At 37.1% G+C, this 19,712-nt stretch carries 18 protein-coding genes; 10 read left to right on the top strand and 8 right to left on the bottom strand.

What is annotated here, in order from left to right; all coding sequences use genetic code 11:
- Positions 1 to 6: 6 nt before the first annotated feature.
- Positions 7 to 1,890, bottom strand: coding sequence for a bifunctional glutathionylspermidine amidase/synthase (gene gss, locus C0W29_RS01590; protein WP_045067018.1), 1,884 nt, complete (start codon positions 1,888 to 1,890; stop codon positions 7 to 9).
- Between the two features lie 398 nt (positions 1,891 to 2,288).
- Between gss and C0W29_RS01585 the strand changes: the two genes are divergently transcribed.
- Positions 2,289 to 2,513 carry an amphi-Trp domain-containing protein gene (locus C0W29_RS01585; protein WP_045041893.1) on the top strand — a complete coding sequence of 75 codons (225 nt, stop codon included), beginning with the start codon at positions 2,289 to 2,291 and terminating at the stop codon, positions 2,511 to 2,513.
- A gap of 66 nt (positions 2,514 to 2,579) precedes the next feature.
- Here the strand turns inward: C0W29_RS01585 and C0W29_RS01580 are convergent, their stop codons facing one another.
- Positions 2,580 to 4,325 (bottom strand): DEAD/DEAH box helicase, encoded by a 1,746-nt coding sequence (locus C0W29_RS01580; RefSeq protein ID WP_045045021.1) that lies wholly within the window; start codon positions 4,323 to 4,325, stop codon positions 2,580 to 2,582.
- 181 nt (positions 4,326 to 4,506) lie between these two features.
- Between C0W29_RS01580 and C0W29_RS01575 the strand changes: the two genes are divergently transcribed.
- Positions 4,507 to 5,244, top strand: a complete 738-nt coding sequence (locus C0W29_RS01575) for a hypothetical protein (protein ID WP_045041894.1) — start codon at positions 4,507 to 4,509, stop codon at positions 5,242 to 5,244.
- Between the two features lie 80 nt (positions 5,245 to 5,324).
- On the opposite strand, the gene C0W29_RS01570 is transcribed toward C0W29_RS01575, so the two are convergent.
- A complete protein-coding gene (locus C0W29_RS01570) occupies positions 5,325 to 6,053 on the bottom strand; it encodes a 5'-nucleotidase, lipoprotein e(P4) family (protein WP_045041895.1) in 729 nt (242 codons plus the stop codon).
- A 438-nt stretch (positions 6,054 to 6,491) separates the two neighbouring features.
- Here C0W29_RS01570 and C0W29_RS01565 point away from each other — a divergent pair, with 438 nt between their 5' ends.
- The gene (locus C0W29_RS01565) at positions 6,492 to 6,896 is read left to right on the top strand and encodes an NlpC/P60 family protein (RefSeq protein ID WP_158260008.1); all 405 of its coding nucleotides are present in this window, start codon (positions 6,492 to 6,494) and stop codon (positions 6,894 to 6,896) included.
- A 51-nt stretch (positions 6,897 to 6,947) separates the two neighbouring features.
- Here the strand turns inward: C0W29_RS01565 and C0W29_RS01560 are convergent, their stop codons facing one another.
- The 3 genes from C0W29_RS01560 to C0W29_RS01550 all read right to left on the bottom strand — a co-directional run bounded on the left by C0W29_RS01560 (position 6,948) and on the right by C0W29_RS01550 (position 9,109).
- Positions 6,948 to 7,907, bottom strand: coding sequence for a DUF3137 domain-containing protein (locus C0W29_RS01560; protein WP_045041896.1), 960 nt, complete (start codon positions 7,905 to 7,907; stop codon positions 6,948 to 6,950).
- A 13-nt stretch (positions 7,908 to 7,920) separates the two neighbouring features.
- A complete protein-coding gene (locus C0W29_RS01555) occupies positions 7,921 to 8,475 on the bottom strand; it encodes a LemA family protein (RefSeq protein WP_045041897.1) in 555 nt (184 codons plus the stop codon).
- 139 nt (positions 8,476 to 8,614) lie between these two features.
- Positions 8,615 to 9,109 carry a GNAT family N-acetyltransferase gene (locus C0W29_RS01550; protein ID WP_045041898.1) on the bottom strand — a complete coding sequence of 165 codons (495 nt, stop codon included), beginning with the start codon at positions 9,107 to 9,109 and terminating at the stop codon, positions 8,615 to 8,617.
- 306 nt (positions 9,110 to 9,415) lie between these two features.
- Between C0W29_RS01550 and rsuA the strand changes: the two genes are divergently transcribed.
- Both rsuA and C0W29_RS01540 read left to right on the top strand, forming a co-directional pair.
- Positions 9,416 to 10,114 (top strand): 16S rRNA pseudouridine(516) synthase RsuA, encoded by a 699-nt coding sequence (gene rsuA / locus C0W29_RS01545; protein ID WP_036794351.1) that lies wholly within the window; start codon positions 9,416 to 9,418, stop codon positions 10,112 to 10,114.
- Between the two features lie 225 nt (positions 10,115 to 10,339).
- Positions 10,340 to 11,530 (top strand): Bcr/CflA family multidrug efflux MFS transporter, encoded by a 1,191-nt coding sequence (locus tag C0W29_RS01540; protein WP_045041899.1) that lies wholly within the window; start codon positions 10,340 to 10,342, stop codon positions 11,528 to 11,530.
- A 124-nt stretch (positions 11,531 to 11,654) separates the two neighbouring features.
- On the opposite strand, the gene C0W29_RS01535 is transcribed toward C0W29_RS01540, so the two are convergent.
- A complete protein-coding gene (locus tag C0W29_RS01535; protein ID WP_045041900.1) occupies positions 11,655 to 12,857 on the bottom strand; it encodes a glycosyl hydrolase family 18 protein in 1,203 nt (400 codons plus the stop codon).
- Positions 12,858 to 13,292: 435 nt separating this feature from the next.
- On the opposite strand from C0W29_RS01535, the gene C0W29_RS01530 reads away from it, so the two are divergent.
- A complete protein-coding gene (locus C0W29_RS01530; RefSeq protein ID WP_045045022.1) occupies positions 13,293 to 13,949 on the top strand; it encodes a DUF2913 family protein in 657 nt (218 codons plus the stop codon).
- A 69-nt stretch (positions 13,950 to 14,018) separates the two neighbouring features.
- On the opposite strand, the gene C0W29_RS01525 is transcribed toward C0W29_RS01530, so the two are convergent.
- The gene (locus C0W29_RS01525) at positions 14,019 to 15,188 is read right to left on the bottom strand and encodes a multidrug effflux MFS transporter (protein WP_045041902.1); all 1,170 of its coding nucleotides are present in this window, start codon (positions 15,186 to 15,188) and stop codon (positions 14,019 to 14,021) included.
- Positions 15,189 to 15,392: 204 nt separating this feature from the next.
- Here C0W29_RS01525 and C0W29_RS01520 point away from each other — a divergent pair, with 204 nt between their 5' ends.
- From C0W29_RS01520 to C0W29_RS01505, 4 genes are all read left to right on the top strand, one after another.
- Entirely contained in the window at positions 15,393 to 16,169 is a 777-nt protein-coding gene (locus C0W29_RS01520) for an AraC family transcriptional regulator (protein WP_045041903.1), read from the top strand.
- A gap of 269 nt (positions 16,170 to 16,438) precedes the next feature.
- A complete protein-coding gene (locus C0W29_RS01515; protein ID WP_235862065.1) occupies positions 16,439 to 17,620 on the top strand; it encodes a PcfJ domain-containing protein in 1,182 nt (393 codons plus the stop codon).
- Positions 17,621 to 17,662: 42 nt separating this feature from the next.
- Entirely contained in the window at positions 17,663 to 18,451 is a 789-nt protein-coding gene (locus C0W29_RS01510) for a helix-turn-helix domain-containing protein (RefSeq protein ID WP_045041905.1), read from the top strand.
- Positions 18,452 to 18,496: 45 nt separating this feature from the next.
- Positions 18,497 to 19,687, top strand: a complete 1,191-nt coding sequence (locus C0W29_RS01505) for an MFS transporter (protein ID WP_045041906.1) — start codon at positions 18,497 to 18,499, stop codon at positions 19,685 to 19,687.
- Positions 19,688 to 19,712 lie beyond the last annotated feature (25 nt).

Here is a 19,712-nt window from a genome sequence, read left to right as displayed (position 1 = left end):
TAATCATTACAGATTTCTTAGAAAGGCATTATCTTCTAATACAATTAATGGCTCTATATCACTGTCTTTTTTTATCACGAGTGAATTATCAGAGCGTAAACATACACCACCGTAATTACCATCAACCGTAAACGTACACACTTGAATATACTTATTAGCAACTTTAGGTAAACACCATAATTGCTGATAAATATTCTTTTGATCGTTAAATTTACCGTCAGTTTTATCTAATACTGATTCATTGTGACTTACTAAATCAATATTACTGCCACAACGGCCAGCAATGGGTTTAATTGCATAACCCGTACTGCGTAATTCATCTGTTATATTAAAATCAGTATTTAATAAATAATGATGATTGGGGAATAAAGACCACAATACTGGCAGAATAGCTTTATTGCTTGGGATCACTGTCCATAACGGCTCAAACACTTTTATTTCTGGACGTAATAACACATCAATCAGGCGTACTTTAGTATCAGGGTAGCCGGTATGAATAGGTACTGCGGCATACTCGGTACTACTGACTTCACGAACTTGGTCTATTGCGGTTTCCCATGCCCATGTTTTCCACACACATTCAATCAAACGCTCGTTATCATCAATTAATTGGCCGGCTGGATTCCAGTGAATACAATCTAAACCTTTGAGTATTTTACTTTCAATACCGGCTAAAGAGAGCGCTTTTTGCATGAATAAAGCATGATAATCTTCTTCTGCATCATCATCTTGCATGATATGCACAAATGAATATTCTTGGCTATATTTCCATACACTGGCGAGTTCATTTAGTAAGTCTTCGGCAGGACTATTTTCAGTGATATCGCCGCCTTGTTCTGCCCATTTTTGAATAATTAAACAAGCTTCGGTGTGGCAAGAGGCTGAGTCTGCATTATATTCGTAAACTTTTAAGCCATTATCAGTCATACAAAAATCAAGACGACCCGTTAACATACTGTGACGGTGTTTTTGCCATGATAGTCGTAGACGAGGCCAAAGAATTTTAGGAATATCAAACAGTGCTAATAAATTATCATCTTGCAGTACTTTATCCGTGGCATGTAAGTACATTAGATGTAATTCATTGGTTGCTTTCGCGAGTTCGTGTTCGGCACTTTCTGAAATAGTAAAATAACGATATATATCATCATTAAGTAGTTTATTGGCATTGGCCTGTAAATAAGTCTGCTCAAGTTGATCTGTATTATCTAACCAGTTAGCTGCAAATTGACCACTATTCAGACGTTGGGCGCACTGAATATTAAGTAATTTAGGGTCAGGTGAGGGCTGCGGCAAACTATAGGTCGAGTCAGTATTATAAGCCATCCAACCTAAAATTTCGGTATCATCAAAACTATCTTCAATGATGTAGTGACCATCTTTAACATGTAGTGCTAGTTCACGGGTCCATTGTTGACCTAATGGCAATGGCTCAAAGGTAACATTTTGCTCGGCAATCATCACTTTATCGTCTGCAATATGAGTAATAATTGCAACGTGACCAGTATCTTGGAATTCGCCGCCTTTTTGCCAAATCAGTAATGCGCCTGCAACAGGTGCTTGGCGCGATCCATTTTCAAAAGCATGTAAAGGTAAAATCTTATCGTTAATTACTTGGCGTAAAAAACGTAACGAGAATATCTCATAGGCCATACCAACATCGGTAAATACCAGTCCATAGTTGATATATAAAAAACGTCGCGCAAACTCGACGCATTGCCATTTATAGCCCATATATTCACCATGAACATAACTACGCATGTCACAGGCATCGTCATATTTATTTTCATCTATAGTGCTGTAATCGGAAGAGTAGATAGCGATGCCACCAGGGGCATAGCCGAGCAAAGCACCAAAAGGGGCATTGTTTAAGGTATTGTTTGTATTCATGATCTTGGCCTAGTTGATGGTTTAATCTTTTTACGACCGATGATGTGGCTCAAAATATTGAGCAAGTAAGGTATGCATTCGCATCAGGGGGGTATGGAAATAGAGTCTTTATTAACCTAAAACTTTCGGGAACAGTTTTCAATGCAGAATGTTAAATTGTAATTATATTTCAATGATTTGAACGTTATGTGAAATAAGCTGGATTTAAGGTGAGAAATTAGCAACTGAACGATAGTCGGCTGACATTATTTTATGATTTACCTATTATAAGTCGCAGTTTACATGTGGTTTTTTACTTATCATTGATTTGGCAATTTATTGTATAAGATGGATTTATTGAGTGAGGTTGTAGTGGTGTCATTTAAATAAGTTTTATATCCCTTTTGGAGGCAGTGAAAATGACAGAGAAAAAACAAAGAGACATTGAAAAGCAATACTCCAATGCTGAGTTTGCAGCTAAATTACGTCGCTTGGCTGATGCGGTTGAAAGTGGTGCTCGGTTTGAAATTCAAATTGCAGGGGAGCGTATCTATGTCCCTGTTCGTGCAGAATACAGCGTAGAACATGAGCGGGAAGGTAAGGAAGAAGAAATTGAGTTTCAAATTAAATGGCGTAATGATTAGTCGTAATTATAATCATATTACGCGCATAAATGCCCTACAAGAATAGGGCATTTATGTTGGCGACGATCATTTGTTTTGATACTGATCCAAATCGAACAATTTATCGCGGATCGCCCAAAAGCGACCATTTTTACGAGCAATGACGATCTCTGGTGGCCGTAATCGATGTTCGTTATTCGCCACTTTTGTCGGTGCTGTATCAGTAAAAGGACGATGTCGATCCACTAAGTGCGGGTTAATAAACTTGGCGAGAAAGTCATTTTTTTGGGTCTTAGTTGATAACTGCCAAATTTCGTTAATTTCATTATCTTCATCGCCAATATAAACCACTTTAAGTTGTGGTTTACCAAATTTATTTTTGCCAGGTTCTAAACGCATGTCATGGCATTTCATGATCATTGCATCTTTGAGTTTTAATGCTTCACGTAGCTTTTTATCAGGATCAACCATTACCGCATTACACTGATGGCAACGACGAGCAGCAATGTCATTATCAGCACCACATTCTTCGCAATATTTAGCGCGGAAACGGTAGCCGCATTCTTCACGCTCACCGGTATCATCATCTTCAAAGTAGCCTTGGCAGCGACGACCATAATGCTCAACGAGAAAACCTGCAGGATCAAGTTTGCCCCAAAAGCTATTATTGAAACCACAAGCAGGGCAGGGAACCATAACCACTTCACTGTCACTATTTGGTTTAGGGTCGCCGACTTCAGGTTGATAAAGATCGTAACAGTTACCAGCATATTCAAGAATAAGGCAGTCTTTTTTACCTTCAAATAAGCGTAAGCCACGGCCGACAATTTGTTGGTAGAGGCTAATAGATTCTGTGGGTCGTAATACAGCAATAAGATCAACGTGGGGCGCATCAAAACCGGTCGTTAATACTGAAACGTTAACTAAGTATTTAATCTTTTGTTGCTTGAAATCGTTAATGATCCTATCGCGTTCATCGAGAGGGGTGTCTCCGATGACTAAGGCCGCATTTTCATGTGCGAGATAGCCCATGATCTCTTGAGCATGATTAACGGTTGAAGCAAAGATCATGATGCCGCGACGATCTTTAGCGTAGTCGATCACTTGTTCGATGATCATCGGTGTTGCGCGGCCTGATTGTTCGATAACGCTATCAAGATCTGCTTCTTTATAATGGCCAGTATTTGATGGTGTCAGTGATGAGAAATCATAGCCTAATACTGCCATATCCATGACCTTAGGCTCAGTTAAAAAGCCTTCATCAAGTAAATAACGGATCGGTAATTCAAAAATACAATCACGAAAGAAACGTTCTGTCTCGGTTTTGACTTGGCCACGGGTGTGGTATTTGTAAATCCAGCCCATACCTAATCGATAAGGCGTTGCTGTAAGTCCAAGCACCTTGATGTTGGGGTTTACCGTTTGTACATGTTTGATGACTTTACGATAAGCACTATTTTCATCATCAGGAACACGGTGGCATTCATCAATGACTAATAAAGAAAATTGTTCATTAAATTTATCAAGGCTATTGGCCATCGATTGTACGGAAGCAAATACCACTTGCTGATCGGTCTCTTTACGTCCTAAACCTGCTGAAAAGATGGCTGCTTTAAGGCCATAGCTTTCGTATTTGGCATGGTTTTGTTCGACTAATTCTTTAACGTGGGTGAGTACTAAAACTCGACCACGTGCAATACGGGCTAATTCTGCGACGACAAGACTTTTACCGGCTCCTGTTGGTAGAGCAAGTACAGCGGGAGAGTTGTGTTTACGAAAGTAATGAAGGGTGGCGTTAACACTATCTTGTTGGTAAGGGCGTAAAGTATACATACCGTAAATCTGCTACAAATAAACTATGACTAGTGTACATTTAACCAGTGGTTTAGCAAGTGGCTAAGTTGATTTTATATATTTGAATTGTATTGCGGTATAAACAGTAAAAAGTAATTAGTTGTCTAATATTATAAATAAATAGTAACATTATAATTAGATGTGTTTTTAGGATTATAAAATGGATTTTTTAAATAAAAAAATAATGTTGTCACTTATAATACCCTTATTACTTATAGGCGGTTGTAATAATGATAATCATCTAAGCCATAATAGCTTTTTAAATAAAAAAGAAGCTAATTTTGATGGCGCAAAAATGTATGTTTTACATCAACGTCAAATTTCACAATTAGAGACAACAATCGAAAAACAATCATTTATTTCTCTTGGTAATGATATTAATGTGATGAATGCATTGATAGATACACCATTAGTTGATATTAATCCTGCACAAGTTCAACAATTACAAACTATCATGCAAGGTTATCAATATACTCAACCTGACTGGAATGCTGTGGTAAAAGAGACGCTATTATCATTAACAACAAGTGATAACGATAGTGGTCAAGCATTGAGAGTAAAGTATCAATTAAAACAACATATTATTAAGAATAGTACTTTTATATCGAACGCTATTAATATGCAACGTCAGCGAATAGCTTATGCGGCATTTGTTAAATTAGCGAGAAAGGTTGATGTTGACTCTGATGGTAATTTTGATTTACCCATTTTAAACCATCAAGATGATCGTATCTTGGCTATTGTTGATATGACCCAAGTGAAAAATGCCCGTTATCAAGCTATTGTGTTTGAGACGAATGAGTCAAATATTAATATTAAAGATTTTAATGCTAATAATACTCAGCAAATTAATAAAACAGTACAAGAAATTGTGACTCAGTTAGCATTGAAAATATAATAACTAACGAATATAACTGGGGTTAAAATTTAAGGCGCAGAGTGTTATTTAATTATCACTCTTGCGCCTATTTAATGCTATTAGCTTTTAAGTTGACTCTGTGACCATGAGCCGTAACTACTATTAGGCATAATAATCCATTGAGTACCAAACATCTGTTGGTGTTGTTCTACAAGCTGACGTTGTTCGGCTGTTGGTTTTTTCGTTTTAAATTCCGCAGCAAAATCAGCCAAGCTATCACCTAATAACATGACAACTTGATAGTGCTGGTTGATATCTTCTCGGCGTAGTTGTTTTGATTTATTAGCAAGTAATATATGGTCATTATTAACTTGCGGTAGGTGTAAACTAGCGAGGGTCTTTATCGTTGATTGCTTATTTTCCTGACTGCGATCGGAAACATAAAAGATGGCAATATGTTGCTTATCTACGAAGTTTAGGAAATCTTTAGCGCCTGGAATTAAATTTGGCTTGCCGTTTTTCTCCCAATCTCCCCATGTATCCCATTGAGTATAGTCGTGACATTTATTCAGATCTTTTACTAATAATGGTGTGTTGTCTAATACCGTTTCATCGAGATCTATAATAATAGCCTTTTTTTTCTTTGTTTCTATTCGGGTTAAGTTCTCATTAAGTTGTTGTTGAGCAAACTTATAGGTCTGTAATTGTAGTGCCATAATTTCAGCAGACTGTTGTTGATAACGTAAACCCATTTCGTATTGTTTTATATTGCATGCAGTATCTGCTGCAAATGTTGATGCGCTAACTACTGGCAGTAAAAGAGCAATGAGAGAAAACTTGATGTTCATAATTACGTCCTATCCCTAAGAGGTATGTATTGAGATTAGGGGTAGGCTAGTAGATTAATGTGTCATTTGTATTAACATAGATAGAATATCTCAAAGCTCAAACTGTCAAGGAAATATTGAGTTATTTTGTGTGGATTAGTATGGTCGTTATTGAATTTATATATTGCAGAAATACAATAATATACAAATTAATAATAATGTTACATTGTAACTTAGCTATGATTTTTACCTATAATTAAAAAATTACGACCAATGCTTTATATTTTTAGAATTGTTATTATTTTATCGGCATTTTTATCATGGTATGCCGCTGCTTCGACAACAAAAACGACTGCTCATACGATAGTGCATCATTCTCGTATTTATCGTCATTATTCACACATAAATAAGCATCAAGGAATACTACACCACACACACCATACACTTAAGCATCATCACTTGACGAAGTTGCAAGAGTTACGACATGTTCGATTGGTAAAACATAAAATTTTTCATGCATATTATGGATGGGAAGGAACGCCTTATCATTTTGGTGGCTCAAGCCATCGAGGAATTGATTGTTCTGCATTTGTGATGAAAATGTATCGTCAAGTCTTCCATCGTTATTTGCCTCGAACAACGTTAGGGCAAGTAAAATTAGGTCGACGAATTCGTAAGGATCAAGCTAAGTTAGGGGATTTAGTTTTCTTTAAAACTGGCCATAATGAGCGACATGTCGGCATTTATCTCTCTAATGGTGATTTTATGAATTCTGCTAGTTCGCGAGGGGTTTCCATTTCAAATTTACATCATATTTTTTGGAAACGACATTTTTGGCAGATTAGACGACTAGTTACAATATAATGTGTGATAAAAAACGGAAGCCATGAGCTTCCGTTTTTTTATGGGTGCTATTTATGGTTTAGTCCATATTCGAGTGTTGAGATCTAATTCATTAACGATATTTATCACAAATTGAAGATCGTAATAAATAGAAGCAATAAAGGCGAGAGAATCGGCTTGTTGGAAAAGTTTAGGTTCAAAATAATTCTTTGAACTTGAAATCGCGATATACAAATGATCATTGACGAATGAGAAGGCTATCGCATGTTCAGAGCGATTACTAAAATTAATCAAGCGTTGGATCATTGTTGGTGAAAGTAGATAACGAGCTTCTACTTGATCGTTACTATAAACATTAAAAAGCTGTGAAAATTCAGGATCTTCAAGGATAACTTGCTGTTGGTTATTGGTGAATATATCGGAGAGTTTCTGACCCAATGCTGAAAAAATACTGTGATTATTTGGCATGATGGTTGTTTGGCCAGAAAAGTGCTTATTAGCATCAGCGATGAAAAAAAGACCTTTAAAAATGGTATGCCATTGATCTTGGTTTTTACCACTGTTATCACGACTTTGAGTTTTATATTCAGTATGTAATTCAGAAAAACGTAAATGCGTTTTGTCTATTTGACCTTCAATAAAATCTTCACCGCGATAACGATCATAATGTCGGCCAAAGAGGGCACTATTGTTATAGTCTTGTTTATCAATATATTGTGTTGGTTTATAACTAAAACTACTGTCAATTGAGTTAATAAGTTTAGTGATTATTTTATGCTTATAATCTTTTTTATATTGATCCCAACGTTTGCTATATAAGCGATGCATGACGATAGCGATAATAATGGCAAAGATAATACCAAATGCTTGTAAGTCATACATGAAGCTTAACGGGATGATAATAACTGCAAAACCGACACCGATCAGTAATGATAGCCAGTATTGTTTTATAACTTTCTTACGATCATGATCAAGCGCTTCAAGTTGAGGTTTGAGGTGTGTTTCATACAGTACAGTCAGTTTACTATCCATAGGTAATCATATCCTATTGCTTAAATAAACGAGCTGCATCAATGTTGATGCGTTCGGTGTCAGCAATTTCAAATAAAGGTAAAGTGGTCAGCATCATTTGATTAGCAATAAGGCTTGATGGGAACATCTCAATGGCGTTGTTATAGCGCGTTACAGCGGCATTAAAACTGCGTCGAGCGGCCGATAGTTGTTCTTCCGTTTCATTAATAGAACGCATTAATAGCATTGTATTGTCATTGGCTTTTAATTCAGGGTAAGCCTCAACAGCGACTCTAAAATTAGACACTGCTGCTGATAGTTGTTTATCTAGTTGTGGCTTATTAATCGTGTCGAGATGGTGTGATTTTTCTCTTAATGCCGTTAGCTCAGTGAGCACTGTCTGTTCATGTTTCATATAAGCTTTGGTGGTTTCAATTAAATTAGGTAATAAATCAAAGCGTTTTTTTAGCATTACATCAATACTGGCTTCTGCATTAGCGACTTGATTTTTTTTACCGATGAGGCCGTTACGCATTGCCATATATAACAATGCAACCAGTACCACAAAGATGATTATACTTATTAGCATTTGTATTTCCCTCTATATAAACCAACGGCCGAGATTAATGGTTTTCACGGCAAATATTAAGGTTACGTTCTAGTTATAACGAAAAAAGCCTTGTCAAAACAAGGCTTAAATACAGATTTATTGTTATTGCTAGCTGTATCTACGAGACAACAGTGAGTGGTATATGGGATTCAGTTAGGTTTTTTGTCATCATGCAAAACTGACGACGAGGGGTAAAGCCATGCTTTTCATAGAAATTACGCGCTCCTGCATTACCAATATTGACTTCCAGCGATAATGCTTTAACACCGTCTTGGATCACTAATGTTTCTAGTTGCGGCAATAATTCAGTGCCAATCCCATGTTGGCGCCAATCAGACTTCAAATAGAACTGATCGATTAAGCCAATTTTACCACCGTGTTCAAGGCTAAAACTATAACTGACGATAATGTGCCCCGCGATATGTTTAATACCGTGTTGTTCGACTTCGATAAACCATGCTTGTCCTAATTGTGGATTACTTAGCAGTTGTTTAACTGCAACTGTTGTTTGTTCTGCTTTCTGGGGTAAAGCTTCATAATCAAATAATTCATCTATCAATTGGAGAAATTTATCTAGCGAAGAAAGTGTTGGTGTGCTGAGAGAAATATTCATACTGAGTCCCTAATTTAAACCCTTATTGTTTGAAGGCTTTATTGGTTACAACTTGTGAGTAAATTGTTGTATTTGCATAGAGTGAATGTTTTTTTAATTTGTAATCTAGCAGATATATGACAATCGAGTCATAGAAATGTTCATATTTTTGATAACATAATAACAAGTTTAATTATTTGATTTTTTAGTGGGCGAGATATTTAGCGATGTTCAAAGCATGAATGTGTACGAAAATGAAGTTTTTAATGCATCTATGTCATTTGCTTTCTATAATACCGACCCTTTTGTAAGTAGCGGAGCCAGTCAATGAGGCTTGATAAATTCTTAGGTACCACTTTAGGTATCACCCGTAGAGAAGCCGGTAAACTTCTTCGAGATAAAATGATTGAAGTTGATGGTGAGATTGTTCGTAGTGCTTCTTTCTCTGTCGGTGATGATAACGATGTAGAATTTAACGGTCGTCCACTTCGTCTACAAGGTCCTCGTTACTTCATGTTGAATAAACCACAAGGTTTTGTGTGTTCGCATGTTGATGATTTCAATCCCACTGTTTTTGTGTTGTTTGACGAAGTTAGCCCTGAGAAAATGCATGTAGCGGGGCGTTTAGACAGTGATACTACTGGTTTAACGTTATTAACAGATGATGGCCAATGGTCACACCGTATTACTTCACCACGCCATGTGTGTGAGAAGGTGTATTTTGTAGAAACTGCTGATCCTATTGTTGCAGAGAATATTGCTCAATTCGAAGCGGGCGTGCAATTAAATGGTGAAGAAGGACTTACTCGACCTGCTAAATTAGAGATTGTAGGCGAGCGTGAGGGTGTATTAACCATCACCGAAGGTAAGTACCATCAAGTGAAGCGTATGTTTGCAGCTGTGGGTAACCGCGTTGTTGGATTACATCGTGAGCGAGTCGGTATGCTTGAGTTGGATGAAGATCTTGAACCTGGCCAATACCGTCCATTAACGGCGGAAGAGGTTGCGTCATTTTTAGCTAAATAACGTTATTGCTATTTGAATACCAAGAAAGCATAAATATTATTATTTATGCTTTTTTTTCGCACAATATCAAATGATTATCATTCTCTCATTTTAAGAAAACTTAGAAATTTTTTATTTCCTATCAGGAAACAATGATTCCAGTTTTTTAGCGTACAATGAATCTATTGTCTCTTTAATAGCAATTATATCCTGCCTATCGTTGTTATTTTTATAAAAAGAATATTTATGACTCAACAAGCCTCATCAAAATTGAGTTTACAGCTCATTCTCATTCTCGGTGCCATTGCTGCTTTAACCCCCTTTGCCATTGACATGTATCTACCAGCAATGCCAAGTATTGCAAAAGACTTTTTAGTATCTCCAAGTGCGGTGCAAGTCACATTAACTGCTTATACTGCTGGGTTTTCCTTTGGCCAGTTAATTCACGGCCCATTAGCGGATAGTTATGGTCGCCGTCCGATGTTGATAGCAGGCACTGTCTGTTTCATGGTGTTAACTGTTTTTGGTGCACTGAGTACCAATATAACAGAGCTAACCATTATTCGAGTGGCACAAGGTTTTGCTGGTGCGGCTGCGGCGGTTATCATTGGTGCATTGGTGCGTGATATGTTTGAACGAGAGGAGTTCTCTCGAACAATGTCATTTGTTACCTTAGTGATGACTATTGCACCTTTAATTGCACCAGTACTTGGTGGTCATCTTTCTGTTTGGTTTGGTTGGCGTGCAGTATTTTGGGTGTTAGCTATTTTTTCTGTAATTGTTTTAATTTCGATTTTATTTAAAATTAAAGAAACATTGCCGAAAGAAAAACGAATCCCTTTTCATTTAACGTCAATTATTAAAAATTACAAGCGGTTATTATCAAATCCCGTTGCCTTTGGGTTAGTGTGCTGCAGTGGATTTTCTTTTGCTGGTATGTTTACTTTCTTAACTGTTGGTTCCTTTGTATATATTGATATTTATGGTATCAGTGTTGAGACCTTCGGCTACTACTTTTGCTTGAACATTCTTTGCATGATCCTTTTTACTAGTATAAATGGTCGTTTTGTTAAGCGAAAAGGTACGCATTGGATGCTACGTTTAGGCTTGATAGTACAATTAATTGCCGGCGTACTGTTACTTATTGGGCAATGGTTAGATTTAGGCTTGTGGGGTGTTGTTATTCCCGTCGCGTTATTTATTGGCACACTTTCTACTATTGGTAGTAATACCATGGCGTGTTTATTATCGAGTTATCCTCAGATGGCAGGTACTGCTTCTTCTTTAGGTGGGACATTCCGTTTTGGTATTGGCTCTATAGTGGGCGGACTTGTTGCACTAATGCCTGATAGTAATGTATGGCCAATGGCATTAACGATGGCATCATGTGCTATCTTATCGGCTGGCTTTTATTGGTTCTTAGCAAGAAACGCATAAAAATTCATAAAAATGCATTTTCTCACTCTTTATAATGCATTGTGAATAATAATTACGCCTGAGGTTCCCCCAGGCGTATTTGTATTGCACAGCTTATCAAGGACATGGACGTTCAGATTGTGATCTACATGTCGTAATGTTTCATTGGATCGTCTTCACGATACACAATCCACCCGCTATCATTTTTATGATTGTCACAAATATTATGGTAAGAGCTGTCCATTTTAATTGCAGCATTGATCGTTTCTATAATAGATAGGCTTTCTTTTCCTAGATTAATCTCATCACAGGGCAGTTCCCATAACATCACGCCACCTAAATGATAATTATCTTTTGCTAAGTGAATTTTTGATCGAATTGTTGGTAGGCCATTATAGTAATGCTGTGGGTTATCAATAGGGTAGGTGTCTCGACAAGCGTAATGGGGATTATCTTTGACTAATGCACCGTAAGTAGGACCATGCCTCATATAAGCAGGTAACCCTAATGTAACCCGTTGTGGATCTAAGTGGCGCTCTATTAACCAGTAATTTAAGGCATTGACTGAATCTTTATAGCTTGAGTGATCTTCATCTTGCATGTCATAAGTCATTAAATTAACAGTATCAAAAGCATCTAATGCCACATCAAGATAACCAGCTGCTTTGCCGTCATCATTTGGTTTATCTCTACTACCAATGATTGCCGCAGTGAAGTATTTATTTTCAGCATGAAGCTTATCTGCTAAACGATTAACAAAATCAGCATACTGGGTTGCTCCTTCACCAATTTGAGGGTATTCCCAATCAAGATCGACACCGTCAAAATCGTAGGTGTTCACCACATTCATAATATCGTTAATAAAGTTTTCACGGTATTCAGGTGATGCTGCGATTTTCTCATAAACGATATCTCGACCAATGATGTTATCGTCACTTTCATTTTTCTCGTTATCTCGCCAGCCACCAAAGGAAATGAAAATTCTGCCATCAGGGTTTTGAGATCTAAATTTTGACATTGTATCGGTAAGTTTTATTTTTTGTTCTGCTGAGAGTGGAGAAACATGACCGTCAGGATGAAATATGCCTTGCTCGTCCATATTTGCATTAGGGTTTATAAAGGCAATGTTTAAGTCACTAATCTCATTACTATGACTTTTATCATTAAACCATTTATCGTTTGCATCTTTCATGTAGCTAGCATATACAACATTACGAAACTCAGTGATTTTGGCTGGTTTTGGCTCTTTAGCGATATACCCATGATAATCATCTGAAGAGTTATTATTGTTATTACAGGCCGTGATCGACGTTGTTGCAATCAACATAGCTAAAAGGGTGCGTTTCATTTATAAACCTCATACTTAATGCATTGATAGCGTTTACATTTGATTATCCATGAATATTTATTCATTTCTTGAAGAGAGGTCACAGTCGTTATTTTTTTAAAAGTAACGTTATATTCCAAAGTTAAATTTGTATTTTACGCATCACTTATCTATTTAGTGTTCAGTAAGCTCTATAGCCATATGTTTGGAAGGGGATGTGTTATTATTTATAAGTCATTCATTATGCTTTCTGATAGAAAGCAACGCGTCCCTTTGTTGATGTATTCTGCTTTGTTATTAACGCTCAAATTGCTATTATTGAGCCTTATTATCTAATGATAGACTTCGATGAGTTGTAGCTTCTGCAATGTATTTTGCGGGATGTATTGGTTCCTTGCACGCACAGCTTAGAGGTTGTGTCGTGGTTTGATATTTTTGGATTGTTTGAAATAAATCATGACCATTTTTTTTAATGAAATTTACAATGTAGTTAGTAGTGGGTTAACCGCTTTACAAGAAGCGCAAGCAACAGGTAAAGCACAGAAAAACCCTGTCAGTGAAAGTATCTTTTTAAGCGCTTGGGTAACAAAAGTACTTAAACAACATAGCTTTGATCGTTGTGTCGTGAAAACACTACAAGAATGGCAACAGCAATCACGGACTATGGGTAAAAATGCACAACTAAAACTGCATTTTTCGCGTTTAGCTGAAACTTACGCGAATGTAACAAATGATCAAGGACAATCAACTGTTATTACTCCTGCTGCTATGGCAACGTTTTATACTGCGCTAGAACAGCAAGATTGGTTAGTAACCAATGAATACGAAGTGAACCGTAAGGTTAGCCACCATACTGATGGTAAAGCATCGTTAGTGGTTTGTTCGGCTCAGTATGCCGAATCAATGAATGAAAATGGTGAGTTAGTAAAACCATTATCTCTTTATGTCCGTGGTAATACGCAGCAATTTATCGATATTGCTTATCAACATGGTATTTTGCTTTATAAAATTACTGACTATAAGTCGAAAGTTAAGTTTCATGGTGAGTATATTATTTACCCGATGAATGCTGGTGGACATCTACCTGAATTACCGACAGCGACTAATTCGTAACGATAATTAATATATACACGCCGCATGAGTTAATAATTCATGCGGCGTTTTTATAGTTAAAACAAAATTTTAGTTAGTTTGTGTTTGAGCATTACGCTGTTGGGTCGTAGCGATGAACTTTTTGCTACAAACTAATAATAAACAGCAAGAGCCACAGGCTAAAAGTGTAATCGCTAAGCTTCCTACTGATGCTACAAGATCTAAGCCGAAACCTATAATGAGGTAATAAGATAGCCCTAATAGAGCCCCTGCGCTGCCAAGATGGTCGCGATAATTGGTTAAAGCTGTACTCAATAAGTTCGGTAAAGTAAGACCGAAAGAAAGAGAGATTAGAGCCATTGGAATAAAGAACCAAATAGTGTGTTGTAACAGGTAAACCCCTACACCAGAGATAATCATTAAGACCGTTGCTATAAATACAATAAAGTCACTATTTATCTTACAACGAATTAGCTTTATATTAATTAAAGAGCCTAATACCGATCCTATTGCCAATACAAAACCGGTATAGCCAAAAAATTTCACACTTGCGCCTAGTTGTTCAAACATAAATGGTGCAATATTGTAATAAGAAAAGAGGGCAATGTTCGTTAATCCGATCATTAATGTGATGTACCAAATATGACTATCACGGATCATCTTATTAGCAACAAAAAGTAAGCTATCACGTTTAATATTCTCTGGTTTAGTTTCAGGTAACTGAATGCTTGACCATATAAATAATAATGCAACGAGTAAAATCATAGCGGCAAAGACCCAAGTATAATCACCATGAGATGTTAGCCAACTGCCAATCAGCATGCCAATAACTGGGCTAATACCGATAGATGTTGCAGCAATTGAAAACAGCCATGCTAATTCAGCACCTTCAAAACTGTCCCTTAAAATTGTTTGTGTACATACTGAACCTACAGCCGCGCCAAAGGCACAACTTCCAAATCCAAAGAGAAAGAGATCAAAGTTAGAGGCAAAATAAGTAAATATTGCTGAGATAATAAAAAGCGTCAAACCTGCTAACGTTGAATTACGACGCCCAATTACATCACATAATCGTCCCCAAAAAACAACGCCAAAAGCAAATGCCATGAAAAAAATGGATAAGCCTTGAGCAGCATTTTCAGCACTAACTGCAAAGTGATTTTTAATAGATGTAAGTGCTGGGCTGTACATAGTTTCAATTAGTTGTGGAAACATCAAAAGCGCAATGGCTAATGGTATTGATATTTTTTTTATATTCATTTCTATATCCTTTTAGCCAGTAATTACTTCACTTATATTCATTGCTGTCTTTATTAATATGTGAATATTAATAAGCACGATGAAAAAGGTGTTGGTCTGACTGTTATTTCAATATGGAAAATTATATAGTGTTAATGTAGGGTGCAATATTAATATTGGGACGATCTATATCAATTTAAGGACAAATAGATAAAGGGAGATAAGATGGCTTATATTACGATAGACCAAGAATTTTGTTCAGATGATTATGATAGTTTAGTGGTTGGTCTCGCCATCGATATTGGTGGACATGATTCTGGTGGCCATAGGCATAATAAAGACCAGCTGTTGTTTTCTCATCATGGTTGTATGGTAATTACCTTAGAAGGGGTTAAGTGCGTATTGCCACCGATGAGAGCCGCATGGATCCCTGCTGGTGTGTTTCATAATGCCCAAATGAACAATGTGACCCATTATCGTTCATTGTATTTTGATCAATCATTGCAGTCGCAACTTAGCCGTGAGATGAAGATTATTGATATCAATCCGCTATTGGCTGTACTGCTTGAAAGAATGTCAATGTGGCCATTTGATAAGCCTATAAAAGAACAAGTAAATTCAGTTAACTTATTGATTGAAGAACTTAATCTTGCTACTGAGAGTCATTTAAACCTACCATTACCGCACGATCAACGATTACAGAAATGGTTAGTTGATATTAATAATCCGGACTTTTTAGCGCCTAGACTCGCAGAACTTAGTGCACTTGTTGGTGCGAGCGAGAAGACGATTACCCGTATTTTTAATAAAGAAACAGGGATGCCATATCAGAGTTGGCGCCAACAATGGCGACTATTAGCGGCAGTGGAATTACTTTCACAAGGTCAACGTATTTCAGATATTTCATATCGACTTAATTTTGCTAATGATAGTGCATTTATTAGTTTTTTCCGTCAAAAAACAGGATTTACACCACTTAATTTTATGATTGAATTCAAATAATAAATCCTGCATTCTATGTTTTTATTTAAAGATAGTAAGTTAAAAATCAGCCTAAATTGACTGATTTTTTGCGACAACTTAACGTTAAACAAACATCGAAACAGTCTGACATATTATGTAATGAAAATATTGTGTAAGACTCTCACCTTAGTGGTTTTTAAGTTGAATCTTCATCTTTATCAGTCATGATAGTCTTATTAATTACCGTGAATAATATTGCCATTATGACTATTGATATAATGGTTGCTAAGACCAACAGATAAATATGGATGTCTATGCCTGTTTGTTGTACTAAATATGAAAATGATCATGTCTCGACGCCATTGATATTATCATTTGATGAAACATTAACTTTTTTTCCTTTTGTGCTCGAATTTTATGATTGGCGTGATGGTCTTGCGATGTATAGAGCTTATTCGGATGGTCACCGTGAATTATTGGAAGGGAGTTGTTCGTTTTATATTGAACATATTGAATCGCTTGATGGTGGTAAGGCGTGGATTGAAAGTATTCCTGCGGAGTTAGTGAATAAAGCGCGGGTGTATGCTGATCTTGGTGTTTATATGCTAAAGATTGCTGCTATGAGTAATAAAGCACGACAATTATTGTCTCAACGTCCAATATTGCTTTATTTAGTGTGTGAGCGTTATCCCTTAGATCATGAACACGTTTTGTCTTTATGTGAACTAGGCCAGCGTAATATATTGGCATACTTAGGATTAGCATCGTGTCGCTCAGCATTACGGTTTATTGATCGTATTCAAAGTGATTTTTCTACGCGTTCTGTTGTGATCGTTATTCATCGTTTATTAGATCCAGAAACAATGACGTTTAAATTGTTTCGTCATTATAAGACGATCACAACCTTAACTTTGCAAGTTTATTTACAGTGGCCAACGCTTACGGGAACAAAGTTAGGTTTTTATTTAGTTAAAGCCACACAACGAGAGCGGCTAAAAATCAACCAAATATTATCAGACGTCTTTCAGTTAGGGTATCGCGTTCTTGATGTTGATTCTGTTCGGCGTATTCATGCTATTACCTCATATGATGAACTGAAACAATTGCACGATCGGTGGGTAATTGCGCAGCGAACAGTAAAATTTGTACCGGATCCAAGTTGTGACAAGGCTTACGATATTCCTTTTGCTGGCAACAGTAATATTGTACCGATTCGGAACTATCAGCAGCTTGAACTTGAGGGTGTAGAACAGAATCACTGTGTAGCTATTTACCATAACAGGATCATCAAAGGTGAATACCTAGTTTATAAAATGCATATGCCAGAAAGAGTGACTATTGGCTTAAAGCGACACTATTTTGCTAATGGGCGTGCGAGTGAAATTTATACGGTGGATCAAATTCAAGCTAGAAATAACCGTTTACCGTCTTACGAGACGTTAGAAACTGTCTATAGTTGGTTAGATAGCATGAAATCTGTTAAGCCATAATATAATAGGTTGAATTTATTGTTCTACACTCAAAGGGAATGAATGCGGTTATTTCACTCGATTAAACGTTATGCACCGACAGAAGAAAAAGCACCGCATTCTCATGACGATTTTGTACAACTTTTCTATATCCATCAAGGCTGCGGTATTGCTAGAACACAAGATAAAACTATCTTGGCTGTCAGCGGGCAGCTCATTTGGGTACCGCTTAATCATCGCCATCATTTGAAAGTGTTAAAAGATTCCTGCTTAAGCATTATTCATGCATCTCCTGATGTTATTCCATATTTCCATGACGAGATGGGGATTATATCGACTAATCGTTTAATGGTGCAGGTGATGGCAGAAATGGAGGCGCAAGATAGCGGCAGAGATCAAAATGATGATAGCAATAGCGATGTTCAACATCATTATTTAGCGGTGTTTATTGATCAACTCAAGAAGCAAAGCTACCAAAATGATGTTTATCAAAGTACGAACGACATCGATAAGCGCTTATTACCTATTATTGAAGCGCTGACTATCGAGCCTGATATTAAACTTTCGTTAGAGCGCTTCGCTGAACATTGTGGTGCCTCTTCTAGAACTCTTAATCGTTTATTTATTAGTACCTTTGAGCAGCCATTTCGTGAAATAAGGCAACAGTTGGTGATGGAAAAAGCATGGCAGTTGAGTCGAGCAGGTGTCGCACATACAGATATTGCATTGGATCTAGGTTACAACAGCTTATCCGCTTTTTCTCACGCCTTTAATCGTTTCAAACAAGACAAAGCTAGCCAGAAATTGGCGAAAAATCACAATCTATTGGCGTCAGTTCAACAACAACAGTAAGCGCATTTCTTTAAGCTAAAGACATCAATTAAGGAGATTGTTGTCATGTCTTTACTACGTTTACTTTCTATCAGTTTATTAATGGCGTGTAGCTATTTCTTTGCCTCTGATATGTATGCACCTAGCTTACCTGTGATGTCTGAGGCGCTGAATGTGTCATCGACGGCAGTACAACAAACGGTGAGTGCGTTTTTTATAGCGTTAGGTTTAAGCCAATTAATGTGTGGAGCTGTCGCAGAGCGCTTTGGTCGTCGTCCTATCGCGATTTTAGGTGCGGTGATATTTATTATCGGCTCAGCCCTTTGTTTACATGCAGATCAACTATCAGGTTTGATTATTGGGCGTACTGTGCAAGGTATTGGTGTTGGGGCGTTGTTTTTATTATGCCGAACCATAATGCAAGACTCATTGACTAAAGAGCAGTTAGTGGATGTGATGTCATGGTTTAGTATTTTATTTATGTGTTTACCTGCGTCGACACCTGCGATCGGTGGTTATTTAGAAAGCCATTTTGGCTGGCATAGTAGCTTCTGGTTTATGTTGGGTTTAGCAATATTGTTATTTGTGGTTATTGTCTTAGGTTTAAAAGAAACCCACTTAGAAAAGAATATTCATGCGACAAAACCAAGGGTTGTTGCTCGTGATTACACCATGATTGCAACGAATCCGCAGTTTTTACGCTATTTAATCATGATGGTGATGGCGAATGGTGGTGCGCTGGTGTTTTATTTGATGGGCGCGTTTATTGCGAATGAGCAATACCATTTACCCGTGCAATATTTTGGTCTGTCTTCATTGTTATTAATTGGTTGTAGTTTGTGCGCGCGTATTTTTTATATTCGGTTTCTAAAATATACTCAGACAGAAGGGCGAATTATTAAAGCAGCAAGTTGTATTATGTTGCTTGGTGCGTTGACGATATTATCAAATACGGTATTTCATAGCATGGCGACGATCATTATCGGCATGGGTATCTACTGTTTTGGCGCAGGTTTAACAACCTCTGTCGTGGCAGTCAGTGCGTTGTATTTATTCCCTAAGCATAAAGGACAAACGGGTGCACTATTTGGTTCATTACAAATGGTTGGGATCTTTACATTAACCTTTATTGTGAGTCACTTAGCGAGTATTGAATGGATGATGGCATGTGTACTTGTGACGATGGCATTACTGAATATCTCAGTACAACGGTGGTGGAATGATAATTCATTGGTTTTAATGAAAAGTGGTTGTTAGCGAAAGCTTACACCGATAAGCGCCC

It is taken from the genome of Photobacterium kishitanii (assembly GCF_003026355.1).
GTDB lineage: Bacteria > Pseudomonadota > Gammaproteobacteria > Enterobacterales > Vibrionaceae > Photobacterium > Photobacterium kishitanii.
This window is presented reverse-complemented; position numbering and strand designations above follow the sequence as displayed.